Annotated in this window: 23 protein-coding genes and 1 pseudogene; 11 read left to right on the plus strand and 13 right to left on the minus strand. The window is 70.9% G+C overall.

Going from position 1 to position 22,636, the window contains the following annotated elements; translation table 11 throughout:
* Window positions 1-118: 118 nt before the first annotated feature.
* From AB0M56_RS31920 to ffh, 3 genes are all read right to left on the minus strand, one after another.
* Window positions 119-916 (minus strand): type II CAAX endopeptidase family protein, encoded by a 798-nt coding sequence (locus tag AB0M56_RS31920; RefSeq protein WP_364182845.1) that lies wholly within the window; start codon window positions 914-916, stop codon window positions 119-121.
* 95 nt (window positions 917-1,011) lie between these two features.
* Entirely contained in the window at window positions 1,012-2,085 is a 1,074-nt protein-coding gene (locus AB0M56_RS31925; RefSeq protein WP_364183171.1) for an amidohydrolase family protein, read from the minus strand.
* Between the two features lie 11 nt (window positions 2,086-2,096).
* A complete protein-coding gene (gene ffh, locus AB0M56_RS31930; protein ID WP_364182848.1) occupies window positions 2,097-3,641 on the minus strand; it encodes a signal recognition particle protein in 1,545 nt (514 codons plus the stop codon).
* Between the two features lie 218 nt (window positions 3,642-3,859).
* On the opposite strand from ffh, the gene AB0M56_RS31935 reads away from it, so the two are divergent.
* Window positions 3,860-5,653: an ABC transporter ATP-binding protein gene (locus AB0M56_RS31935; RefSeq protein WP_364182851.1), complete on the plus strand. Its 1,794-nt coding sequence runs from the start codon at window positions 3,860-3,862 to the stop codon at window positions 5,651-5,653.
* A 9-nt stretch (window positions 5,654-5,662) separates the two neighbouring features.
* Window positions 5,663-6,115, plus strand: a complete 453-nt coding sequence (locus tag AB0M56_RS31940; protein WP_364182854.1) for a MarR family transcriptional regulator — start codon at window positions 5,663-5,665, stop codon at window positions 6,113-6,115.
* A gap of 443 nt (window positions 6,116-6,558) precedes the next feature.
* Here AB0M56_RS31940 and AB0M56_RS31945 read toward each other — a convergent pair whose 3' ends face one another.
* From AB0M56_RS31945 to AB0M56_RS31965, 5 genes are all read right to left on the minus strand, one after another.
* Window positions 6,559-6,939, minus strand: coding sequence for a hypothetical protein (locus tag AB0M56_RS31945; protein ID WP_364182857.1), 381 nt, complete (start codon window positions 6,937-6,939; stop codon window positions 6,559-6,561).
* Between the two features lie 496 nt (window positions 6,940-7,435).
* Entirely contained in the window at window positions 7,436-7,921 is a 486-nt protein-coding gene (locus AB0M56_RS31950; protein WP_364182860.1) for a hypothetical protein, read from the minus strand.
* Between the two features lie 26 nt (window positions 7,922-7,947).
* Window positions 7,948-10,245, minus strand: coding sequence for a [protein-PII] uridylyltransferase (locus AB0M56_RS31955; RefSeq protein WP_364182863.1), 2,298 nt, complete (start codon window positions 10,243-10,245; stop codon window positions 7,948-7,950).
* Window positions 10,246-10,584 carry a P-II family nitrogen regulator gene (locus AB0M56_RS31960; RefSeq protein WP_220237793.1) on the minus strand — a complete coding sequence of 113 codons (339 nt, stop codon included), beginning with the start codon at window positions 10,582-10,584 and terminating at the stop codon, window positions 10,246-10,248.
* Entirely contained in the window at window positions 10,581-11,969 is a 1,389-nt protein-coding gene (locus AB0M56_RS31965) for an ammonium transporter (protein ID WP_364182867.1), read from the minus strand. Before AB0M56_RS31965 ends, AB0M56_RS31960 begins: the two co-directional genes overlap by 4 nt.
* A 173-nt stretch (window positions 11,970-12,142) precedes the next feature.
* Here AB0M56_RS31965 and AB0M56_RS31970 point away from each other — a divergent pair, with 173 nt between their 5' ends.
* A complete protein-coding gene (locus tag AB0M56_RS31970) occupies window positions 12,143-12,997 on the plus strand; it encodes a putative RNA methyltransferase (protein WP_364182870.1) in 855 nt (284 codons plus the stop codon).
* Window positions 12,979-13,590 (plus strand): (2Fe-2S)-binding protein, encoded by a 612-nt coding sequence (locus AB0M56_RS31975; RefSeq protein WP_364182873.1) that lies wholly within the window; start codon window positions 12,979-12,981, stop codon window positions 13,588-13,590. The genes AB0M56_RS31970 and AB0M56_RS31975 overlap by 19 nt, the downstream gene beginning before the upstream one ends.
* Before the next feature lie 45 nt (window positions 13,591-13,635).
* Here AB0M56_RS31975 and AB0M56_RS31980 read toward each other — a convergent pair.
* Window positions 13,636-13,917: pseudogene (locus tag AB0M56_RS31980) on the minus strand (carboxylesterase family protein); the annotation flags it as partial.
* Between the two features lie 95 nt (window positions 13,918-14,012).
* Here AB0M56_RS31980 and AB0M56_RS31985 point away from each other — a divergent pair.
* Together AB0M56_RS31985 and AB0M56_RS31990 are read left to right on the plus strand one after the other, a co-directional pair.
* Window positions 14,013-15,314: an O-acetylhomoserine aminocarboxypropyltransferase/cysteine synthase family protein gene (locus AB0M56_RS31985; protein ID WP_364182876.1), complete on the plus strand. Its 1,302-nt coding sequence runs from the start codon at window positions 14,013-14,015 to the stop codon at window positions 15,312-15,314.
* Window positions 15,315-15,322: 8 nt separating this feature from the next.
* On the plus strand, window positions 15,323-15,799 hold the full coding sequence (locus AB0M56_RS31990) for a CoA-binding protein (RefSeq protein ID WP_364183174.1): 477 nt from the start codon (window positions 15,323-15,325) through the stop codon (window positions 15,797-15,799).
* On the opposite strand, the gene AB0M56_RS31995 is transcribed toward AB0M56_RS31990, so the two are convergent.
* Both AB0M56_RS31995 and AB0M56_RS32000 read right to left on the minus strand, forming a co-directional pair.
* Window positions 15,796-16,881 (minus strand): DUF5808 domain-containing protein, encoded by a 1,086-nt coding sequence (locus tag AB0M56_RS31995; protein WP_364182879.1) that lies wholly within the window; start codon window positions 16,879-16,881, stop codon window positions 15,796-15,798. The two genes, AB0M56_RS31990 and AB0M56_RS31995, sit on opposite strands and share 4 nt — an antisense overlap.
* Complete coding sequence (locus tag AB0M56_RS32000) at window positions 16,878-17,255, minus strand: GntR family transcriptional regulator (protein ID WP_364182881.1); 378 nt, start codon at window positions 17,253-17,255, stop codon at window positions 16,878-16,880. The genes AB0M56_RS31995 and AB0M56_RS32000 overlap by 4 nt, the downstream gene beginning before the upstream one ends.
* A gap of 437 nt (window positions 17,256-17,692) precedes the next feature.
* Between AB0M56_RS32000 and AB0M56_RS32005 the strand changes: the two genes are divergently transcribed.
* Window positions 17,693-17,869: a hypothetical protein gene (locus tag AB0M56_RS32005; protein ID WP_220237786.1), complete on the plus strand. Its 177-nt coding sequence runs from the start codon at window positions 17,693-17,695 to the stop codon at window positions 17,867-17,869.
* Window positions 17,870-17,873: 4 nt separating this feature from the next.
* On the opposite strand, the gene alc is transcribed toward AB0M56_RS32005, so the two are convergent.
* Together alc and allB are read right to left on the minus strand one after the other, a co-directional pair.
* Complete coding sequence (gene alc / locus AB0M56_RS32010) at window positions 17,874-18,893, minus strand: allantoicase (RefSeq protein WP_364182884.1); 1,020 nt, start codon at window positions 18,891-18,893, stop codon at window positions 17,874-17,876.
* A 2-nt stretch (window positions 18,894-18,895) separates the two neighbouring features.
* A complete protein-coding gene (allB, locus tag AB0M56_RS32015; protein ID WP_364182887.1) occupies window positions 18,896-20,224 on the minus strand; it encodes an allantoinase AllB in 1,329 nt (442 codons plus the stop codon).
* A gap of 135 nt (window positions 20,225-20,359) precedes the next feature.
* Here allB and AB0M56_RS32020 point away from each other — a divergent pair, with 135 nt between their 5' ends.
* The 4 genes from AB0M56_RS32020 (at window position 20,360) to pucL (ending at window position 22,634) form a co-directional block, all read left to right on the plus strand.
* Window positions 20,360-20,836, plus strand: coding sequence for a helix-turn-helix domain-containing protein (locus AB0M56_RS32020; protein ID WP_364182889.1), 477 nt, complete (start codon window positions 20,360-20,362; stop codon window positions 20,834-20,836).
* Between the two features lie 85 nt (window positions 20,837-20,921).
* Window positions 20,922-21,407, plus strand: a complete 486-nt coding sequence (uraD, locus tag AB0M56_RS32025) for a 2-oxo-4-hydroxy-4-carboxy-5-ureidoimidazoline decarboxylase (protein WP_364182892.1) — start codon at window positions 20,922-20,924, stop codon at window positions 21,405-21,407.
* On the plus strand, window positions 21,404-21,721 hold the full coding sequence (gene uraH, locus AB0M56_RS32030; RefSeq protein WP_364182895.1) for a hydroxyisourate hydrolase: 318 nt from the start codon (window positions 21,404-21,406) through the stop codon (window positions 21,719-21,721). The genes uraD and uraH overlap by 4 nt, the downstream gene beginning before the upstream one ends.
* A 13-nt stretch (window positions 21,722-21,734) precedes the next feature.
* Window positions 21,735-22,634 carry a factor-independent urate hydroxylase gene (pucL, locus tag AB0M56_RS32035; protein ID WP_364182898.1) on the plus strand — a complete coding sequence of 300 codons (900 nt, stop codon included), beginning with the start codon at window positions 21,735-21,737 and terminating at the stop codon, window positions 22,632-22,634.
* Window positions 22,635-22,636 lie beyond the last annotated feature (2 nt).

Here is a 22,636-nt window from a genome sequence, read left to right on the forward strand (position 1 = left end):
CGCCCGAAACAGGAGCCCCCGAACGGCGAGAGGGTCCGGACGGAAGCGGGCAAGCGAACATTCTGCCAGATGGCTCGAAGTGCCTGCGCAGGGCCTCGGAACAGACCCGGAACGCACCTCAGAACGAGCTGACCCCGAGTGAGCCGAGCAGGATCGCGACCGAGGGCAGGAAGTTGTTCATCGAGTGCGCCACCACGCTGCCCGGCAGCCGGCCCGTGGCGAAACGCGCGAGGCCGATCGGCACGGCGATGACCAGCAGGAGCGTGGTCCGCAACGGTTCGAGGTGGCTGGCGGCGAACACGGCCGTGGACAGCAGGAAAGCCGCCATGCGACCCCACCGTTCGCTGCGCCACTGCAGCCGCTCCACCGCTCCCCAGAGCAGGCCGCGGTAGATGATCTCCTCGCAGATCGGCCCGAGCAGCCAGAGGTAGACGAACGTCACGATCGCCGCGGACACCGACATCTTCCGGTCGTCCACCAGCGCGCTGATCGCCGATGTCGCGTCGGCCGAGCCCACGATCTCGGTCCACACCCAGGCGCTCAACGACGTGAGCACCAGCCCGAGCAGGCCGAACTTGAGCCCGATCTTCACGTCGGACCAGCGCCACTCCAGGCGCAGGTCGAGCTTGGGTCCGTTGCCGCGCACGAGCGTGGCCAGCAGCGCGACGCCCGCGGCGATCATCGCGGGCAGCATCGTGCCCAGCAGCACCGTGCGGATCGGCAGCGGCTGCCCGGCCGGCGGATCGCCCAGCAACGCGCTCACGAACGCGGCCGACGCGATGAGCACGGCCTCCACGAGCAGGAACGCCCCGAAGCCCCACCGGTGCGGCGGGAACTCGCGCGGGGCGCTCACCAGGTCCTCCGGACGGATCGGCGTGGCACCCGGAATCGGCTCCCGGGGCTGGGAAGTGGTCACGCCCGGCCTCCGGAGATCGCTCGGCTCACCGGTCGAGCCTAACCGTCGAGAAGACTTCGCACAGTACTCGGGCGATCACCGGAAAATGAGGTGTTTCAGCCGAAAACCGTGCCACGCAGGACGATGTGCGACGGGTGGCGCAGCACCGCGAGATCCTCACGCGGGTCGGCCGGGTACACGATCAGGTCGGCCGGGGCGCCGTCGGAGATGCCGGGGTGGCCGAGCCATTCGCGGGCGGCCCAGGACGCGCTCGCGAGCGCCTGCTCGCGTGTCATGCCGGCGCGGTGCAGCGCTTCGACCTCGTCGGCGATCAGGCCGTGGGCGACCATGCCGCCGGCGTCGGTGCCCGCGAAGACGCGCACGCCCGCCTCGACGGCCGCGGACACCATGTCGGCGACGCCCGCGTGCAGGGCCCGCATGTGGGCCGCGTACGTGGGGTACTTCGTGGCCTGGTCGGCGATGCCGGGGAAGTTCTCGATGTTGATCAGCGTGGGCACGAGCGCTACGTCACGGCGGGCCAGCTCGGCCAGCTGGTGGGGGTTCAACGCGGTGCCGTGCTCCAGGCAGTCGATGCCCGCGTTGATCAGCCCCGGCAGGGCGGCTTCGCCGAAGACGTGGGCGGTCACGCGGGCGCCGAGGTCGTGCGCGACTCCGACGGCCTCGGCCAGCACGTCGTCGGGCCACAGCGGCGCGAGATCACCCTCGCCGCGGTCGATCCAGTCGCCGACGAGCTTGACCCAGCCGTCGCCGTCACGCGCTTGTTCCGCGACGGCCTCGGGCAGCAGCGCCACATCGTCCAGCTCGATGGCGAAGCCGGGAACGTAGCGCTTCGACAAGGCCAGGTGACGGCCGCAACGGATGATCGTGGGCAGGTCGGCGCGCGCCTGCAGCGGCCGCACGTCGAGTGGCAGACCGCAGTCGCGGATCAGCAGCGTGCCCGCGTCGCGGTCGGTGGCCGCCTGCTCGGCGGCTTCCTCGACCGGCACCGCCCCGTGCGGGCCGAGGCCCGGGTGGCAGTGGGCGTCGACGAGGCCGGGCACCAGGAACCCGCCGGTCGCCAGCGTTTCCGCGCCGGGCACGGGCTCGAACGAGATGCGCCCGTCGGTGATCCAGAGCTCACGCGGCGAGCCGTCGGGCAGGACGGTGCCGGAGACGTGCAGGGCGCTCAATTGTCCGGCGCTCAATTGTTCTTGGGGTCCTTCGGCAGCTTGAACTTCGTCGGGTCGAAGCCCGGCACGTCGTTCATGCCGCCGAGCTGCGACAGGTCGGGCATCCCGCCACCGGTCGGCATGCCACCCGGGGGCAGCATCGGCATGCCGCCGGGGAAGCCGCCGCGGACCTTGGGCTGTGTGGGGCCGCGCCCCTTGCCCTTCTTCCCCTTCTTGCCCTTGCGCGTCTTGCTGCCGCCACCGCCGCCGAAGCCGAAGCGCCCGGCCATCTGGGCCATCATCTTGCGGGCTTCGAAGAAGCGGTTGACCAGGTCGTTGACCTCGCGGACGGAGACGCCCGAGCCGTTGGCGATGCGCAGCCGGCGCGAGCCGTTGATCATCTTCGGGTCGTCGCGCTCGGCCGGGGTCATGCCGCGGATGATCGCCTGCAGCTTGTCGAGGTGCTTGTCGTCGACCTGCGCCAGCTGGTCCTTCATCTGGCCCGCGCCCGGCAGCATGCCGAGCAAGTTGCCGATCGGCCCCATCTTGCGGACGGCTAGCATCTGCTCGAGGAAGTCCTCCAGCGTCAGCTGCCCGCTGGTCAGCTTCGCCGCGGCCTTCTCCGCCTGGTCCTGATCGAAGTGCTGCTCGGCCTGCTCGATGAGGGTGAGCACGTCGCCCATCCCGAGGATGCGCGAGGCCATCCGGTCGGGGTGGAAGGTGTCGAAGTCCTCGAGCTTCTCGCCGTTGGACGCGAAGAGGATCGGCTGGCCGGTGACCTCGCGCACGCTCAGCGCGGCACCACCGCGGGCGTCGCCGTCGAGCTTCGTGAGCACCACGCCGGTGAAGCCGACGCCGTCGCGGAATGCCTGGGCCGTGGTCACGGCATCCTGGCCGATCATCGCGTCGACGACGAACAGGATCTCGTCGGGCTGCACGGCGTCGCGGATGTCCGCGGCCTGCTTCATCAGCTCTTCGTCGACACCCAGGCGGCCCGCGGTGTCGACCACCACGATGTCGTGCTGCGCGTGCTTGGCCTCCGCGATGGCGCGACGGGCGACGTCCACCGGGTCGCCGACGCCGTTGCCCGGCTCCGGCGCGAAGGTGACGACACCCGCGCGCTCGCCGACGACCTGCAGCTGCGTGACAGCGTTCGGGCGCTGGAGGTCACAGGCCACCAGCATCGGCGCGTGGCCCTGCTTCTTCAGCCACATCGCGAGCTTGCCGGCGAGCGTCGTCTTACCGGCACCCTGCAGACCCGCCAGCATGATCACCGACGGCGGGTTCTTCGCGAGGTTCAGCCGGCGCGTCTCGCCGCCGAGGATGCCCACGAGCTCCTCGTTGACGATCTTGATGACCTGCTGCGCGGGGTTGAGCGCCTGCGAGACCTCGGCGCCCTTCGCCCGGTCCTTGATCCGGGCGATGAACTCCTTGACCACCGGCAGCGCGACGTCGGCCTCCAGCAGCGCGATGCGGATCTCGCGCGCGGTGGCGTCGATGTCGGCGTCGGACAGCCGGCCCTTGCGAGACAGCGTCTGCAGGGCGGCGGTGAGCCGATCGGAGAGGGTGTCGAACACGGGTGTGCACGCTCCAGCTGGGTCGTCGTTCGCGTACCGGGCATCGCTGGGCGACCCCGGCAACCTCCCAGGGTAGCGGTCCGGGCCCGGCCGCCTCGCGGGTGCGCGAACCTTCGAGAGAAGGTTAGTACGCACATGCGTAATAACTCGAATCATCGTCCCAGGTCAACATAAGAAAATCGCTCGACTCGGTCGCGCGAATCGGTAAACATCTGCGTATGAATTCAGCGACGACGCCGCGCCCGGCGCTGGCCGAACCGGCGGCGGACGAAGACGAGAAAGTGCCGTTCAGCCGCATCGCCGCGCTGTTCCGGCCACACCGGGCGCAGATGGCCGGGCTGTTCGCGCTCCTGGTGGTGCAGGCCGGTCTCGGGGTCACCTCGCCGTTCCTGCTGCGGGCGATCCTCGACGACGCGCTCCCCCGCCGCGACGCCCTGCTGGTGAGCGTGCTGGCAGTGGGGATGATCGCCGCGGCACTGGGCTCGGGCGCGCTCGGCGTGGCGACGACCGGCCTGTCGAACACGATCGGGCAGCGCGTGATGAACGAGCTGCGCGTGTCGGTTTACGGCCACCTTCAGCGCATGTCGCTCGGCTTCTTCACCCGCACCAAGACCGGCGAGATCCTGTCGCGGGTCTTCAACGACATCGGCGGCGTGGACAACGTGGTCACGACCACCGCGGCCTCGATCGTGCAGAACGGCACCACGGCGCTGGCGATCACCGTCGCGATCCTGATCATGGACTGGCAGCTCGCGCTGCTCTCGCTCGTGGTCGTGCCGCTGTTCCTGCTGTTCACGCTGCGCCTGGGTGGCAAGCAGCGCAAGCTCGCCCGCGGCCGGACACGGCGGATGGCACGGTTGACGACGATCGTCGAGGAGTCCCTGTCGGTCACCGGCGTGCTGCTGGCCAAGACCATGGGCAACGAACGGCGGATGCGGGAGCGCTTCGCCGAGGAGTCCCGCGAGGTCGCGGCGCTCGAACGCAGCGCGGCGCTGGCCGGGCGCTGGCAGCGGGCGTCGCGGGTGATGAGCCTGACGATCATCCCGGCGCTTGTGTACTGGGTCGCCGGGCTGGAGCTGGCGGGCGGTTCGGCGCCGGTATCGCTGGGCACCGTGGTGGCGTTCACGAGCATGCTCAACCGGCTGCTCGGGCCGGCCACGGCGATGCAGACGGTGAGCCAGAGCGTGGGCGCGGCGAAGGCGCTGTTCGGGCGGATCTTCGAGGTGCTTGACCTGCGTGTGGAGATCGACGACCGCCCGGGGGCGCGGGAGCTGGCCGTGCGCGAGGGGGCGGTATCGATGCGGTCGGTGTCGTTCCGCTACGACGACGACGGCGCGTGGACCCTGCGCGACGTCGACCTCGACGTGGCGCCGGGGACGACCACGGCGCTGGTCGGCTCGACGGGCTCGGGCAAGACCACGCTCGCGTACCTCGTGGCGCGGCTGTACGAGGTGACGGAAGGCCGAGTGACCGTCGACGGCACCGACGTCCGGGACGTCACGCTCGCGTCGCTGGCGGCGGGGGTCGGGTTCGTGTCACAGGAGACGTACCTGTTCCACGCTTCGGTGCGGGAGAACCTGCGCTTCGCGAAGCCGGACGCCACCGACGCCGAGATCGAGGAGGCCGCGAAGGCCGCGCACATCCACGACACGCTCGCGAAGCTGCCCGAGGGCTACGACACCGTGGTGGGGCAGCGCGGCTACCGGTTCTCCGGCGGGGAAAAGCAGCGGATGGCGATCGCGCGGATCCTGCTGCGCAACCCGCCCGTGCTGATCCTCGACGAGGCCACGAGCGCACTCGACAACCGCACCGAACGGTCGGTGCAGGCGGAGCTCGACCGGCTCGCCGCGGGCCGCACGACGCTGACCATCGCGCACCGGCTGTCCACTGTGGAGAACGCGGACCAGATCGTGGTGCTCGACGCCGGCCGGATCGTGGAGCGCGGCACGCACGAGGAGCTGCTGGCGCTCGACGGCCGGTACGCGCGGCTCGTGCGCGGGGAAACCGCCTAATGTGGCGGTATGCAGACCGAAGCCGACACCCGCCGTGCCGACGAGCTGGCCGAGCTGGCCCGCCACGTCCGGGAGGGAGTCGGGCGGCTCAACTGGCGCATGCGCTCGGAGGCGGACTCGCCGTCGCCGGGTCCGACGGTGCTGGCCGTGCTGTCGCGGCTCTACCGCGCGGGCACGCACACACCGAGCGAGCTGGCGGAGGCCGAGCGGATGCATCCGCAGTCACTGACGCGGGTACTGGCTTCGCTGACGTCTCGCGGGTTGATCACACGCGCCGCGGACCCGTCGGACGGGCGGCGGTCGTTGCTCGACATCACGCCCGCTGGGCGGGTGGTGCTGCGGGACTACTCGATTTCGCGGGAGCAGTGGCTGGCGGCGGCGATGGAGCGCGTGTTGAGCCCGACGGAACAACAGCTGTTGCGCATGGCTGCCGATCTGATGGTGCGGATGGCGGATTCCTGAATTCCCCAGGGGTTCCGGGACGCGGCCGCTCCCCACGGCCGGCCCCGGAACCTTGGCGGAAGGGCTCACCTCCCCGGGAGCCTTCCGCCGCGTGCACGCGAGGCGGGTACCCCGTCCCCCGCTCGCCAGACCCCCAGTACCGGGCGAACGCGTTCCGCCTTGCGTTGGGGAGAAGTCTGCCGGGGCGCCGACCGGCGGGGCAGTGTGAAGACCCCCAACCGGAGTTGCGTAGAACTACTCAAGCCGCGATTCTTCGCCGCGCGTTCGGTTCGGGAACGGGCGCTCGCGGCCTTCTCGGCTGCGGCGCGGGCCGTGGCCACCACAGTCCTCCGATGGAGGGCTTTCAGCAACCCGGTGACGCCTTCGGCCTGTTCGCGTTCGACGTCGCCGTCTGGTCGCCTTCGCACGGACGAGGGCTTCGCAGGCGCGGTGTGGTGTGACTGCTACAAACGGGTGTCCGGCCCCGCGGATTCGCTCACGCATTCGAACGACGGCTCGGCCTCGGCCAGCGCTTCGGCCGAACAGCCCACCGCGCACGCCGCCGCCTGGAGCACCTCGGTGACCACCTCGACGTCCACGGACGGCGCGGCCGCCAGTGCCCCGTTGCGCACGTCCACGCGCCGCGCGAGACCGGCCAGGGCGTGCGCGAGGGCGTGTTGGCCGGCGACCAGCTGGGTGACGACTTCCGTCAGTTCGCCGAGGGTTGCTGTTTCGCCGTCGGTGCGGAGGGAGCCGGCCAGTTCTTCCGCACACGATCGCAGGTGCGCTGCGACCACGGTGGGTGGCAACGAAAGTCTCGGTAGGTTCTGCTCGGACCCCAGCACCCCACGCCCCCGCCCTCCGCACAGCTGCTCCAGACCCGCGCCATATTGCCACCGGGGCCCGCCTTCGCTAGCGCGACACCCCGATCGTGTGATGGGTGGGGTGGGGTGTTTGCAGGTGGGGACGGTTAAGGGGGTTGTTCTGGGTCCGGGTTCTCGGGTCCTCGCGGGGCGTGTTGCGTGGGGTGTGCACCCCGAAGCTGGATTGTGTTGACGGCCGGTGACGTGTTGTCAAGGCGGGAAAACGTGCCTTGACAACACGCCGCCGGCCGCAAAGAGGCTTCGGATCGGGGTGCCGGGGAGGGGCTGGGTGCAGAGTTCGTCGCGTAGGTGAGCGGCGGTTGTGAGAGTGGGTGTGGTTTGGGTGCAGGGTTCGTCGCGCGGGTGGGCGGCGGTGGGGTGGGTGGGTGTGGCTTGGGTGGGTGGTGAGGTGGGTGGGCGTTTCGGTTGGCGGTTGAGTGGGTGCCGCGTGTGGGTGGGGGTTTGAGAGGGAGGGCAGTCAGGAGCTTGGGGCGAGGGCTGCGAACCACGCGGTGAGGGTGGTGAAGTCGGCGTCGGTCAGGCCTGTGTGGGGGTCGACGCGGTGCAGCAGTGCGGTGCCGGGGTGGTGCGTCGACACCCAGGTGCGGTCGGTGGGCGAGATTTCGTCGTCGGCCCAAGCGAAGGGGCGGCCGGCGGCGAAGGTCAGCAGCGGGCGGGTTTTCCAGTGCAGGCCGTCGATCTCGAAGCCGGTCGGGTCGTCGACGACGGGTAGGGGCGGCAGGCCCAGGCGCGGGGCGACGACGTCGTTGGCGTCGGTGAACCAGGTCGTGGCCCAGACGAGGTCGCACGGGAGCGCGGCGAGGCGTGCGCCGTGGGCGGGGTCGAGGCGGGCCAGGAGCGGGTGGTCCGCCGGGCCGGGCAACGGTGGGAAGTGCGGGTAGTCCGCGGCACCGAAGGGGATGAGGGGACCGTCGACGTCGAGGAAGAGGAGGGGGCGGGCCACGGGAAAACCGTAGCCCGCCCGCACGCTCACGAAGCGGCTGCCAGAACAGCGTCCTCGACTTTGGCGCGCCAAGGTGAATCGATGGGGCCCGTCGACGGGCTGACGGCGAAGGAGTCCACGACGGCGCCGCCCAGGGTGGTGGCTTTGGCCCAGTGCACGGAGGCGCCCGAGCGGCTCAGGGCGCGGGCGACGCGGAAGAGCAGGCCGATGCGGTCGGTGGCGCGCAGTTCGAGGACCACGGTGTTGGGGCCGCTGGTTTCGTCGTCGAACCAGAGGACCTTGGGGGTGACCACGGACGACGCCATGGTGGCGTAGTCGCGTTCCTTGGCGGCGAGGCGTTGCGTCAGGGGCAGGGTGCCGGCGACGGCGCGGGAGAACTGTTCGCGCAGCAGTGTCGAGTCGGGCAGGGAGCCGAACTTGGGTGAGGCGGTGAAGACGCCGACGCGGTCGCGCAGGACGGCGGCGTGGACTTCCAGCGAGTTGAGCGCCAGGACGCCCGCGGCGGGTGCGAGGAGCTCAGCGCGCGACGGGACGGCGAGAGTCACCGTGACGACCTTGCCGTGGGCGGTGATGCGGACCTCGCCGATCCCCGACCGGACGGCTTCGGCCATGAGCTCGCGTTGCGAACTGTCCAGGGGATCCGGTGCGGTGAAACCCGTGCCGTGCAAGGCTTCCTCGCCGGCGGCGACCAAGTCGGCGAGCAAGCGGTCCTTCCAATCCGTCCAGACGCCCGGACCGGTGGCCAGCGAGTCGGCGCGCGTCAGGGCGTGGAGCAGGTCCAGCAGCACGACGTCGCTGTCCAGGGTTTTGACGACGCGGGAGACCGTGGCGGGGTCGGCGATGTCGCGGCGGGTGGCGGTGTGCGGGAGCAGGAGGTGGTGCCGGACCATCGCGGCCACCGTTTGCACGTCGGCAGAAGGCAAACCGAGGCGCGCGGCCACTTGCGCGGCGATGTCGGCGCCAAGCTCGGAATGGTCGGCGTCGCGGCCTTTGCCGATGTCGTGCAGGAGCGCGCCGATCAGCAGCAGGTCGGGGCGCGCGACCGTGGTGGTCAGGCGGGAGGCCTCGACGCACGCCTGCACGAGGTGCCGGTCCACCGTCCACTGGTGCACGGGCGAACGCGGCGGGAGGTCGCGGACCGCGCCCCACTCCGGGAAAAGCCGGGCCCACAAGCCGGTGCGATCCAGCGCCTCGACCGCGTCGACCAGGCCCTCCCCCGCGCCGAGGAGCTCCACCAGAGCGTTGCGCGCCTCGTCCGGCCACGGCGCGCGCAGCTCGGGCGCGGAGTCCGCCAGCGTGCGCAAAGTGCCGTGCGCGATGGGTTTGCCGGTGCGCGCCGAAGCAGCGGCGACGCGCAACAGCAAAGCCGGGTCCTTCGCGGGCACGGCGTCGCGGGCCAGCGACACCTCGTCGCCGTGCAGCACCACGCCCTCGGCCAGGGGGGTCCGCGAAGGCCGACGGCCGAACCGCGGCCGGGAAGGTTCCACAGTGGACCGCAGCGCGACGTCCACCGCGTAGGAGATCGTCCGCCCCGCCCCGGAAAGCTTGCGCGCCAAGGCGAACCGGTCCGCCAGACCCAGCTCGGCGGCGACGACTTCGGCCTCCGGCGCGCTCAACACGTCCCGTTCCCGGCGAAGCTCCCGACGCAGCTCCGTGCGCACGTCGAGCAGCAACGCCTTGGCCGCCAGCAGCTCCTCGCCCGGGCGCGCCGTGAGCTGCGCCAGCGCCAACGCCTCCAGCACCCCGAAATCCCGCAGGCCCCCGCGGCCGTGCTTGAGATCCGGCTCCGCCGACTGCGCGATCTCGCCGCTGCGCCGCCACCGGGTGCGGACGGAGTCGGCCAGCTCGTCGAGCCGCTTGCGGGCCGTGCGCCGCCACTGGTCGCGCGCGGCGGACGCGAGGCGCGCGGTCAGCTCGGCGTCTCCGGCGAGGTGGCGCGCGTCCAGCAAGCCCAGCTGGGTCCGTAGGTCCTCTGAGGCGACCTTCAGCGCTTCACCCGGCGTACGCACCGAATGGTCGAGCCCGAGCTTCGCGTCCCACAGCGGATACCACAACGCGTCGGCGAGTTCGCCGACGCGCGGGTTCCCGTTGTGCACCAGCACCAAGTCCAGATCGGAGAACGGCACCAGCTCACGCCGCCCCAGGCCGCCGACGGCGACCAGCGCGACACCGGGATCAGCGGTGTCCACGCCGGCCGCCGTGGCGCCCTTCGCGAGCCAGAATTCGTACAGATCCACCAAGGCCGCCCGCAGCGCGGCCGGACCGTGGCGGCCCGTGAGCAACTGCTCTCGAGCCCGGACCAGTTCACCCCCGTGAGTGCTCACCTAGAGCGCATCCGCTCCGCGCTCGCCGGTGCGCACCCGGATCACGGTCTCGACCGGTGTCACCCACACCTTGCCGTCGCCGATCTTGCCCGTGTGCGCGGCGGAAGTGATGGCGTCGAGGACCTTCTCGACGTTGGCGTCGTCCGTCACGACCTCGATCTTCAGCTTCGCCACGAAGTCCACGGAGTACTCGGCGCCGCGGTAGACCTCGGTGTGGCCCTTCTGCCTGCCGTAGCCCTGGACCTCGCTCACGGTCATGCCGAGCACGCCCAGCTGCTCCAGCCCGGAGCGGATGTCGTCGAGCGTGAACGGCTTGACGATCGCGGTGATGAGCTTCATGCCTTGGTCTCCTCGAACTTCGCAGGGGCGGTGGCGGACTTGACCGGGATCGTGGTCGGCTGGCCGAGCCCGCCGCCCATGCCGGTGAAGTCGTAGGCGCTCTCCGCGTGCTGCGCCTCGTCGATGCCGCTCACCTCGTCCTCCGTGCTGACGCGGAAGCCGCCCGCCTTCTTGATGACGAAGCCGATGATGGCCGTCAGAATGAAGGAGTACCCGAACACCGCGCCCGCCGCGGCCGCCTGCTTGCCCAGCTGGGCGAAGCCGCCGCCGTAGAAGAGCCCGTCGGCGCCGAGGGAGTTGACGCTCGTGGTGGCGAAGAAGCCGATGAGCAGGGTGCCCACGATGCCGCCGACGAGGTGGACGCCCACTACGTCGAGCGAGTCGTCGAACCCGAAGCGGTACTTCAGCGACACGGCCAGCGCGCACAGCACACCGGCGATGACGCCGATCGCGATCGAGCCGAGCGGGCTCACGAAACCACACGCCGGGGTGATCGCGACCAGACCCGCGACGGCGCCGGACGCGGCACCCAGCGTGGTCGGCTTGCCGAACTTCAGCTGCTCCACCAGCAGCCAGCCGAGCACGGCGGCCGCGGTGGCCACGGTCGTGTTGGTGAACGCGACGGCCGCGAGGTCGTTGGCGGCCAGCGAGGAGCCGGCGTTGAAGCCGTACCAGCCGAACCACAGCAGCGAGGCACCCAGCAGCACGAACGGCACGTTGTGCGGCCGTCCGGTGTCCTTCGGCCAGCCCTTGCGCTTGCCGAGCACGATCGCGAGGGCCAGACCCGCCGCGCCCGCGTTGATGTGGACCGCCGTGCCACCCGCGAAGTCCAGCGCCTTCAGGTTGTTGGCGATCCAGCCGCCGACGGAGTTCTCACCGAGGAAACCGTTGAACGAGAACACCCAGTGCGCCACCGGGAAGTACACGACGGACACCCAGATCACCACGAACAGCGTCCAGCCCCAGAACTTCGCGCGATCCGCGATCGCACCGGAGATCAGCGCCGGCGTGATGATCGCGAACATCAGCTGGAACATGCAGAACGCCAGCAACGGCAAGGCGTCCGGGCCCGGCCACGGTACGGCCGGCGCGGAGTCCGTGGCCGCCGCGGCGAAGCCGACCAGCTTGCCGAAGGTGTCCGACAGCCCGGCGAGGTCGAAGTTGCCGACCAGTCCGCCGAAAGCGTCGTTGCCGAAGGACATGGAGAAGCCGAAGAGAACCCACAGCACCCCCACCACGGCCAGCGCGATGAAGTTCATCATCAGCATGTTCAAAACGCTCTTCGCGCGGACCATGCCGCCGTAGAAGAACGCCAGTCCCGGTGTCATGAGCATGACCAGCGCGGCGCCGGCCAGCACCCACGCGGTGTCTCCTGCGTTCAGCACAATCGTCCTCCCGTGCCCTGGGTAGATGACCCGAAGTCTTGGTTCCGGGTGTTTCACGGGGCGGCGCCGAAGGTTTCGCGGGCGTGAACTACCCCGTCGCGCTTGTTACAGGAAGGTTTCCCGCCACGCGGGGTGGGGTGTCCGGTTGCGAAACGTCATGGTCGAATAGCCGCATGACGTCGGCCGGACCCGGAAATGACCCACTGCCACGGCGGGTCGTGGACGCACTCCGGTGTTCGGTGTGCCTTGCCCCGGTCGGGTTAGCGGGCCGCACGGTGCGTTGCGAAGACGGTCACTCGTTCGACTTGGCGCGCCAGGGGTACGTCAACCTTTTGCACGCACGCATCCCCTCCGGCACCGCGGACACCGTGCCGATGGTCGAGGCGCGTTCGGCGCTCCTGAATTCCGGCGCGTACGCGCCGCTGGCCGACGAGCTCGCGCGCGTCGCCGCGCCGGCCGCCACGGGCCTCGTGATCGACGCGGGCGCCGGCCCCGGTTACTACCTCGCGCGCGTGCTCGACGCCGCGCCCGAGGCGACCGGGCTCGCGCTCGACGTTTCCGCCGTCGCGCTGCGCCGGGCCGCCCGAGCGCACGAACGGCTCGGCGCCGTGGTGTGGAACCTGTGGGAGCCGTGGCCGGTCGGCGACGGCGCGGCTTCCGTGGTGCTCGACGTGTTCTCCCCGCGCAACCCCGCCGAGTTCCACCGCGTGCTCGAACCCGGCGGCGTGCTCGTGGTGGCCGCGCCGCTGCCCGGACACCTCGCCGAGCTGGGCGACCTCGTGCTGTCCGTGGACGAGCGCAAGGAAGAGCGGCTCGAAACGGCGCTGGGCTCGCTGTTCACCCGGGTGTCGCGAGTGGACGTGGTGCACACGGCGCCGTTCACCGCGCGCCAGGTGCACGACGTGGTCGCGATGGGTCCCGCCGGTTTCCACCTCGACCGCGACGGGCGTCGCGAACGCCTCGACGCCACCGAGGGCCAAGACGTGACGCTCGCGGTGGGGGTGAGCGTGTGGCGGAGGCAGCCGTGACGCCGGCCGCGCTGCTGGCCGACGCGACGTGGGTGCGCGCTCGCATCGGCGGCGCGGCGAAGCTGTACGGCTGCGCGGCGCCCGAGGTGATCGGCACGATCTGGTGGTACTCACTGTCGTCGGTGCTCGTTGCGCCGACGATGGAATCGCTGGCCGCCGGTGGCGCCGTGCTGGATCCTTCGCTGGACGCCGTCGAGCTCGACATCGTGCCCGACGGGCGCTTCCTGGGCTCCCGCTCGACGCGGGCGCTGAGCGGGCCCCTCGGCCCGGCACTCGGCGCCGCACTGAACACGGCCATCACCACCGTCGCCCAGGTCACCGGCGCCCGTTCACAAGCACTGGGCGCCATCGCGACGGACTCGATCGCCAACCGCCTGCTGTGGGCTTCGGCGCCGCAGCTGGCGGCCGACGTCGTGGCGTCCACCGGCCTCGGCCTGCCCGCGCCGCGATACGTCAGCGTCGGCCGGACGCAGGCCGTGAAACGGGCGTCGTGCTGCCTGATCTACGAGGTCGGCAACCCGAAGTGCGTCAGCTGCCCGCGGCAGACACCCGAGGAGCGCGACGCACGGCTGCGTGCGGCCCTCGGCGGCTAGGGCCGCCTGCGGACAGCGGTTTCCCGGCTTGTCGGCGGCCCGTGTGCCCTGCCACGGCTGCGGCGGCCGGGGCGAGGCCCAGCGCAGAGCGCCCACCGGCGGCTGCGCGTACGGCACGCCCTGGAACTGGTGCACCGCGCCGTTTTCCGTGCCCCTCGAGGTGCCGGAGGCGGTGTGCGCCTTAAGGCCGCTGTTCGGCGACAAAGCGGTGCCACCGCTCGAACACCGGCTGCGAGAAGCATCGCGACGATGATCAGCACCTTGCGCACATCCGGCCCCGAGTCGAAGATCACCACGAACGGTAAGCGTTCCATCACCGCGCGGCATCACCAGGAAGAACGACCCGGGGTCCTCCGAAAGCGCGACGATCACGGTTCGGGAGGGATGGCCCGCGGCGCCCCCGCTGGGTAGCGTGACGGCTGATGAGTGAACGCACCTGGGGCTTCCGCACCCGCGCCCTGCACGCCGGTGGCACGCCCGACCCCGCCACCGGCGCGCGCGCCGTGCCGATCTACCAGACCACCAGCTTCGTGTTCGAAGACGCGGCCGACGCGGCCAACCTTTTCGCGCTGCAGAAGTACGGGAACATCTACAGCCGCATCGGCAACCCGACCGTGGCCGCGTTCGAGGAGCGCCTCGCGAGCCTCGAGGGCGCCATCGGCGGCGTGGCGACGGCGAGCGGCCAGGCCGCGGAGTTCCTCACCTTCTCCGCGCTGGCCGAGGCGGGTGAGCACATCGTGTCCGCGAGCGGCCTCTACGGCGGCACCGTCACGCAGCTCACCGGCACGCTCAAGCGCTTTGGCGTCGAGACGACGTTCGTCAACGGCGGCATCGAGGACTACGCCAAGGCCGTCACCGACAAGACGCGGCTGATCTACACCGAGGTGATCGGCAACCCGTCGGGCGCCATCGCCGACCTGGCCGGGCTCGCGGACCTCGCGCACTCGCACGACATCCCGCTGGTCGTCGATGCGACGCTGGCGACGCCGTACCTGTGCCGCCCGATCGAGCACGGCGCGGACATCGTGCTGCATTCGGCCACGAAGTTCCTCGGTGGCCACGGCACCACGCTCGGCGGTGTGGTCGTGGAGTCGGGCCGCTTCGACTGGGGCAACGGCAAGTTCCCGCGCATGACCGAGACTGTCGACTCGTACGGCGGCCTCAAGTACTGGGAGAACTTCGGCGAGTACGCGTTCTGCACGCGGCTGCGCGCGGAGCAGTTGCGCGACATCGGCGCGGTGCTCTCGCCGCACTCGGCGTTCCTGCTGCTGCAGGGCGTGGAGACGCTGCCGCAGCGGATGGACGCGCACGTGGCCAACGCGAAGGCCGTGGCGGAGTTCCTGAACGCCGACCCGCGCGTGGCCTGGGTTTCCTACGCCGGGCTGCCCGATCACGCCGACCACGAGCTGGCGCGCAAGTACCTGCCGGCCGGGCCGGGTGCGGTGTTCTCGTTCGGGGTGAAGGGCGGCCGGGCCTCGGGCGAGAAGTTCGTGGAGTCGGTGGAGCTGCTGTCGCACCTGGCGAACGTCGGCGACGCGCGCACGCTGGTGATCCACCCGGCGTCGACCACGCACGCGCAGCTGTCGGACGACCAGCTGGCGGCCGCGGGCGTCGGCCCGGACCTGATCCGGCTTTCGGTGGGGTTGGAAGACGTCGAGGACATCCTGTGGGACCTCGATCAGGCTCTGGAACGGGCGGCGGTCGGCAAGGGAGTGGCGGAGTGACGACGGCGGTGAACTACGACGTTTCGGCCGTGGAGCGGCGGCGCATCCTCGGCCGCACGCGGTCGGTGACGGTGATCGGCGCGTCGGCCAACCCGGCGCGGCCGAGCTACTTCGTGGCGACGTACCTGACTTCGTCCACGCGGTACGAGGTCAACTTCGTGAACCCGCGCCTCGACACGCTGCTCGGCAAGCCCGTGTACCCGACGCTGGCCGACGTGCCGGGTGAGATCGACCTGGTGAGCGTGTTCCGCAAACACGACGACCTGCCACAGGTGGCCGAGGAGGTCCTCGCGGCGGGCGCCCGCACGTTGTGGCTGCAGCTGGGCCTGTGGCACGAGCAGGTGGCCGACCGCGGCCGCGAGGCCGGGCTCGACGTGGTGATGAACCGCTGCGTGAAGATCGAGCACGCGCGCTTCGCCGGCGGCCTGCACTTGGCCGGCTTCAACACGGGCGTGATCAGCTCGCGGCGCCAGGCCGCCCCTTAACGGACGGCCAACGGCACCACGACCACCGCGGCGATCAGCACCACGAACCCGCCGATCGCCACGGGGTTGCCGAAGTTCAGCGTCCAGCCGAGCCCGAACCGCTTGGGCACGAACACCGCGTGGTCGGCGCGGTTGACGTAGAGCAGGCCGCCTTTCCAGAAGCGGTCGTCGTCGCGTTCGACGGCGTCGCGGGGCGGCTCTTCGTCGGTCTCCAGACGGCTGCCGCCCTGGCCGTAGCGGACGGCGAAAACCAACAGGCCCGCGACGCCCACCACCGTCGGCAGGATGATCGGCACCACCGAGACCGACGCCGGAGCCGACCAGATCTGGCCCGCCGCCAGGGCGATCGTCAGGTTGACGCACGCGCCGAACAGCAGCAGCAGACGCGGCATGGCCTCGGTGAAGCGCCGGTGCTGGCTGGCGCTGGCCTTCGGGCGCGCCGGATCGAGGTCGGGCCGCAACCGCGGGGCGACGTAGGCCAGCGCGGAGAACAGCACCGTGAGCCCGGCCTGCACGAACACCAGGCCGAACGCGCTGCCCACCGACTTCGCGGCGGTGTGGTCGGGGGTGCCGGACGCGGTGTAGTGCAGCGTCAACGTCGCGGGCAGGTCCGGGTAACGCACCACGCCGACCACGACGGTCGCGGCGAGCACCAGGACCGCCGGGGCCGCCCACAGCCAGGGGAACGGCGGCCGCGTGACGCGGGAGGTGTCGGCGCTGACCGTCTGGCGCAGCCCCCGGAACCAGTCCTCGCGCCGCTTCGCCGAGCGGATCACGGCGCGCGCCCGCACATACGCCGGCGTGACGACCCCCAGTAGCGCCACGACCACGAGCACCGGCACCAGGACCTTCTGCACGACCACGCCCACGATGAGCCCGGCGGCCACCAGCGCGGTCCCGGCCACGCCCACCCACCAGCGGTAGATCCGCCGCTGCTCGGCGATCAGCGGGTCGGCCACCCGCGCCGCCGGCACGCGCACCCCGAACGGCACCGTCGGCTTCGCCACCGACGGCATCACCCACGCACTGGCCAGCAACAGCATCGGGGCCAGCAGGTCCTGCAGCACGATCACCCCGATCACGCGCGCACCTCCTCGAACGCCCGCAGCGTCGTCTCGCAGTGGCCGAGGACTTCTCGTTCGGTGAGCCCGTGGGCGATCGCCTCGGCCAGCAGCGTCTTCAGCCGCGCCTGCCAGTCGGCCGCGAAATCCGCGGTCGAGGCCCGCTGCACCACCGCGCCGCTTTTGCGGGTGATCAGCAGCAGCCCCTCGCGCCGCAGCTGGTCGTAGGCCTTGTTCACGGTGTGGAAGTTGATGCCGAGGTCCACGGCGAGCTGACGCGTCGAGGGCAACGGGTCGCCGTCGGCGAGCTCGCCGGCCGCGATCGCCTCGACCACGCGGTCGTGGATCTGCTGGTAGATCGGGACCTCGCTGGTGAGGTCGACGTCGAGGATCATCGGTGCTCCGGGAAGGTGCGCAGGGCGGCGGCCGCGGTGGTGCCACTCGCGACCAGCACAGCCGCGGTGAGGAACGCGGTGAGGCTCTTTGACCTGTTCTACAACTCATAGAACAGACACGCAAGCCGCGCCACCCAGGCCTGCGCGAACACGCCACGCCGGCGCGCAGGCGACACCTCGTGAAACCGCGTCGGGTCCGAGCACCGGAGATCTGCTCGGCGGCAGCCTCGCCGGTCGCCGGACCGTGCCCAGCCACCAACCGCACGCAACAGACCCGCGCGGCTACCCACTCCCTCACCCGACCCCGGCCCGCGTACGGCCGCGCAAGCCGCGCCGCCCGTCGCGGTCCGCAGCCGGGGCGCCACACTCCGCCAAGTCGCCCGATCATGGCCGGTCCTGCCTCGAGAGGCTGGTCAGGCCCGTGAGAAGGTGGCGGCATGGCCAAACCGACCCCGCTGCAGATGCGCAACGCCCTGGCCGCCGTGTTGATGGCGGCGGGGTTCATCTGGAACGTCGTGACCGGCGGACCGTGGTGGCTCGGCGCGATCTTCGCCGTCGGCACGCTGCTGTCGTGCGCCTCGATCTACCTGAACCGGCCCGGCGCGAACTCCTAGAACCTCACGCGGTCGTTTCGGTGAAGCGTGTGGTGACGGCTTCGCGGCCGCGTTTGGTTAGTTCGCCGTAGAGGCGCAGGCGGGCGAGGCCGCCGTCCGGGTAGATATCGAGGCGGGCCTCGCTGATCTGCGGGCCGTCTTCGAGGGCGAAGCGGTGGCGGGTGTCCGGCTGCAGGCGAGTGCGGGGAAGCAAAGAAACCCAGTCGCCGTCGTCGAGGCGGCCGGAGATCGCGGCCCAGCCCGGTGCGTTGCCCTTGAGGTTGCTCGTGTCGACCTCGGCGAAGCGGACGATTCCGGCGCCGGCGAGGCGCACGGTCACCCAGTCGTTGCCGTCGTCGCGGCGGCGCGCGGTTTCCCAGCCCTCGGCCTGGTGCGCGGCCAGCCCGGGTGTGAACAGGTTGCTGGGCGACGAGTAGAACATGTTGCTGCAGCCTGTGACGACGCCGCCGTTGGCCAGCGCGGCGAGATCGAGCGAGCGCGGGTCCAGCAGCGCCGGGTCGGGCACCGGCGAGCCGTGCACGCGCAGGCGGGCCACGCCGCCGTCCGGGTGCTGGGTGAGGCGGACGTGGGTGAACCGCTTCGAGGAAGCCACCTTGAAGAAGTTCTCCGAGTCACCCAACACCGGCTTGTGGTCGACCAGCTTCTCCCAGTCCACTTCGGACAGTTCGGCCGCGCTCGGGTAACCGGGCATCGACACCGCTTCCACCGACACGAACGGCGGGTAGTTGCCTTTGAAGAACGCCGTGTCCACCACCACGCCCGACACCACACCGGCGACACCGAGGCGCAGCACGGCCTGGTCGTCACCCGGTTCGCGGTGCCGGCGCGTCTCCCAGCCGTCGTAGACCTGGCCCTTCGGACCGAACGTCTCGGCCCGGTGCGCGGGGCGCCACGGGTTGACGAGGTTCTCCTTCTCGGCGAACAGCTCGTCGCTCGCCCACATCACCGTGCCCCCGAACACGCGGGAAGCGAGGTCCGGCTGGGCTGTCCACTCGGGACGGTCGTGCGACACGTGGTCCTCCATCTCTAGCAGTTCCCCCTGGTCAACAGCTCTCCCCGCGGCTCGTCACCGGTCACCGGCGAACCCCGCAGCCACGTACCGCGCACCACGCCTGCCAGCGGCCGCTGGTCGTACGCGCTCACCGGGTTGCGGTGCTTCAGCGCGGCGACATCGACGACGAACGCCTCGTCCGGCGCGAACACGGAGAAGTCCGCGTCGTAGCCCACGGCGAGGTGGCCCTTGCGCGTCATCCCCACCTGCGCCGCCGGGCGCTCTGCCATCCACCGCACCACGTCCGCGAGGCCGAACCCGCGTTGGCGCGCCTGCGTCCACACCGCCGGCAAACCCAGCTGCAGGCTGGAGATCCCGCCCCACGCGAGGCCGAAATCGCCGGTGTCGAGGCGTTTCAGCTCCGGCGTGCAGGGCGAGTGGTCGCTCACGATCGTGTCGATGACGCCGTCGGCGAGGCCCTGCCACAGCAGTTCCCGGTTGGCCGCCTCCCGGATCGGCGGGCAGCACTTGAACTGCGTGGCGCCGTCGCGGATCTCCTCCGCCACGAAACTCAGGTAGTGCGGGCAAGTCTCCACCGACAGCACCACGCCCTCGCGGCGGGCGGTCGCGATCAGCGGCAGAGCGTCCGAAGAGGACAGGTGCAGCACGTGCGCGCGGGCGCCGGTGCGCCGGGCCGCCTCGATCACGTGCGTGATGGCCAGGTTCTCGGCGCCGCGCGGGCGCGAGCCGAGGAAGTCGGTGTACTTCTCGCCGTGCGGGTCCGGCGCGGCGTCGATCGCCTCGGAGTCCTCGGCGTGCACGATCATCAGCGCGTCGAACGAGGTCAGCTCACGAAGCGCCGCCTCCAGGCCCGCGGCGTCGAGCGGTGGGAACTCGTCGACGCCCGAGTGCAGCAGGAAAGACTTGAACCCGAACACCCCCGCGTCGTACAGCGGACGCAGATCGCTGATGTTGCCGGGGATCGCGCCGCCCCAGAAGCCGACGTCCACGTGCGTGCGCCCGGAAGCCGCCTTGCGCTTCACCTCCAGCGCGGCGACGTCGACCGTCGGCGGCAGGCTGTTGAGCGGCATGTCGACGATCGTCGTGACCCCGCCTGCCGCGGCCGCGCGCGTCGCGGTCTCGAAGCCCTCCCACTCGGCACGGCCGGGGTCGTTCACGTGCACGTGGGTGTCCACGAGTCCCGGCAGCAGCACCTCGTCGGCCGAGAGCTCGACGACGCGAGCACCCGGCAGGTCGACGATTCCCCGCTCCAGCACGACAATCCGGCCGCCGTCGACCCCCAGCGTCGCGGGGCCCTCACCGGCCGCCGTCACCGCACGTGCGGCGCGCACCACGAGATCCATCTGCGGGCACACTCCTTCTCCCGTCGACGAGACCGACGGTTTGTTTCACAGTACGGAAAGACTCTTTCGCCAACCGAGATTAACCACGACGCTCTCGCCTCGTCAACGCCTCGCCCTCCACGTTACGGTCACCAGGTGGAGCTAGAAGCCGAGTTCACCAGCGAACCCTTCCAGGGCGAGGGCGCCCCGCCGGAGCACGCCGTGCGCGCTCGCGACGCGGCGCGCGACGCCGGACTCGACACCGACTTCGGTCCACTCGGCACACTCGCGCGCGGCCCGGCCGACCAGCTGATGAACTCGTTGCCGGCCATCGCGCGAGCCGCCCTCGAAGGCGGCGCTACGCGCGTCACGGTCCAGCTGCGCCGCACGGACGAACCCGGGCCGACCCCGCCCGTCGAGCTCAACACCGCGCTGGCCCGGCTCATCGCCGACGTCGAGCGCGAGCTGGGCGCGAAGCTCGGCGACCTCGACCGCCCGGACAAGCAGCGGGCGGTGCGGCTCCTGCGCGAACGCGGCGCGTTCAGCCTTCGGAAATCAGTGTCCGCGGTGGCCGAGGCGCTGGGCGTCACGCGCTTCACGGTCTACAACTACCTCAACCGGGAAGTGGACTGACCAGCACGTTCAACAAAATGTTGACGGCGACGCGGGGGCGCCGTACCGTCGGCAGGCACCAGCTCCCCCGCAGCGAGGAGATCCCGTGCCACTCGCACTCGCCGAGTTCAACACCGCCGACGCCGCCGACTTGCGGCCCGCGCTCACGGCCTGCCTGGCCGTGCCGCGCTGGGTCGACGCGGTGCTCGCCGGCCGGCCGTACGCGGACTTCGACGCGCTCCTGACCACCGCTGAAAAAGCCACTCCCCTGCACCGCGACGAGGTGAGCGCCGCCATCGCCGCCCACCCGCGGATCGGGGAGAAGCCGACGAGCGAGGGCGCCGACGCCGAGTGGTCGCGCTCCGAACAGTCCGGTGTGGACAACGCCGACGAGTTCGCCGCCGCCAACGCCGAGTACGAAGCCCACTTCGGCCACGTGTTCCTCGTGTGCGCCGGCGGCCGCACCGGCACCGAACTGCTCGCGAACCTGCGGTCGCGGCTGGGCAACGACCCCGAGACCGAACTCGACGTGGCGGGCGCGGAGCTGGCGAAGATCGCCGCGCTGCGCCTGCGGAAAGCGATTGACGCATGAGCTTGGTGACGACGCACGTCCTCGATACGGCAGCGGGCAAACCCGCCGCCGGCATCGCCGTGCGCTTCGAACGCGCCGACGGCACGCCGCTCGCCGAGGGCGTCACCGACGACGACGGCCGCGTCCGCGACCTCGGCCCCGAGACCCTCGAACCCGGCGTCTACCGCCTGGTCTTCGACACCGGCGCCTACCTCGGGCCCGAAGCGTTCTTCCCTGACGTCACCATCGCGTTCCGCATCACCGACGGCGCCTCGCACCACCACGTGCCGGTGCTGCTGAGCCCGTTCGCCTACTCGACCTACCGTGGCAGCTGAAAGGGAGCTGACTGTGGGAATCTCCTTGGGCCCCAACCAGTACGGCAAGGCAGAGGTCCGCCTGGTCACCGTCCGCCGCGACGGTCCGGTGCACCACCTGCGCGACCTCACCGTGTCCACGGCCCTGCGCGGCGACCTCGCCGCGACGCACCTGACCGGCGACAACAGCGCCGTGCTGACCACCGACGCGCAGAAGAACACCGTCTACGCGTTCGCCAAGCAGCAAGACGTCGGCGAGATCGAGGACTTCGCGCTGCGCCTGGGCCGGCACTTCGTGGCCACGCAGGAGGCGATCACCGGCGCGCGCATCACCGTCGCCGAGCACGCCTGGGAACGCATCCCCGTCGACGGCCGGCCGCACGACCACGCGTTCAGCCGCTCCAGCGGCGAAAACCGCATCACCACCGCGACCGTGCACGCCGACCGCGCGTGGGTGGTGTCCGGTGTGGACGGTCTGACCGTGCTCAAGTCCGGTGGCTCGGAGTTCCACGGCTTCCCACGCGACGAGTACACGACGCTCGCGGAGACCGACGACCGCATTCTCGCCACCGCTGTCACCGCACGCTGGCGCTACGACGGCGACCCGGCGGCCACCGACATTGATTGGGCGAAGAACCACCAGGAGATCCGGCGAACGCTGCTTCAGGCGTTCGCCACGAAGCACAGCCTGTCGTTGCAGCAGACCCTGTACACGATGGGTGAGGCCGTGCTGCTCGCACGGCCCGAGGTCGCCGAGGTCCGGCTTTCCCTGCCGAACAAGCACCATTTCCTCGTCGATCTGAGCCCCTTCGGCCTCGAGAACTCAGGCGAGGTGTTCTACGCCGCCGACCGCCCGTATGGCCTCATCGAAGGCACCGCGGTCCGCGACGAAGCCGAAGAGCCCGGCCCGGCCTGGACCGACGCCGTGCTCTAGCC

Source organism: Amycolatopsis sp. NPDC051372 (genome assembly GCF_040682095.1).
Lineage (GTDB): Bacteria > Actinomycetota > Actinomycetes > Mycobacteriales > Pseudonocardiaceae > Amycolatopsis.

Excerpts from the sequence above, each read along its gene's own strand:
- AB0M56_RS31935 (WP_364182851.1), top strand. The coding sequence starts at position 3,860 with ATGAATTCAGCGACGACGCCGCGCCCGGCGCTGGCCGAACCGGCGGCG.
- AB0M56_RS31940 (WP_364182854.1), top strand. The coding sequence starts at position 5,663 with ATGCAGACCGAAGCCGACACCCGCCGTGCCGACGAGCTGGCCGAGCTG.
- AB0M56_RS31960 (WP_220237793.1), bottom strand. The coding sequence starts at position 10,584 with ATGAAGCTCATCACCGCGATCGTCAAGCCGTTCACGCTCGACGACATC.
- AB0M56_RS31970 (WP_364182870.1), top strand. The coding sequence starts at position 12,143 with ATGACGTCGGCCGGACCCGGAAATGACCCACTGCCACGGCGGGTCGTG.
- AB0M56_RS31985 (WP_364182876.1), top strand. The coding sequence starts at position 14,013 with ATGAGTGAACGCACCTGGGGCTTCCGCACCCGCGCCCTGCACGCCGGT.
- AB0M56_RS32000 (WP_364182881.1), bottom strand. The coding sequence starts at position 17,255 with ATGATCCTCGACGTCGACCTCACCAGCGAGGTCCCGATCTACCAGCAG.
- AB0M56_RS32005 (WP_220237786.1), top strand. The coding sequence starts at position 17,693 with ATGGCCAAACCGACCCCGCTGCAGATGCGCAACGCCCTGGCCGCCGTG.
- alc (WP_364182884.1), bottom strand. The coding sequence starts at position 18,893 with ATGGAGGACCACGTGTCGCACGACCGTCCCGAGTGGACAGCCCAGCCG.
- allB (WP_364182887.1), bottom strand. The coding sequence starts at position 20,224 with ATGGATCTCGTGGTGCGCGCCGCACGTGCGGTGACGGCGGCCGGTGAG.
- uraH (WP_364182895.1), top strand. The coding sequence starts at position 21,404 with ATGAGCTTGGTGACGACGCACGTCCTCGATACGGCAGCGGGCAAACCC.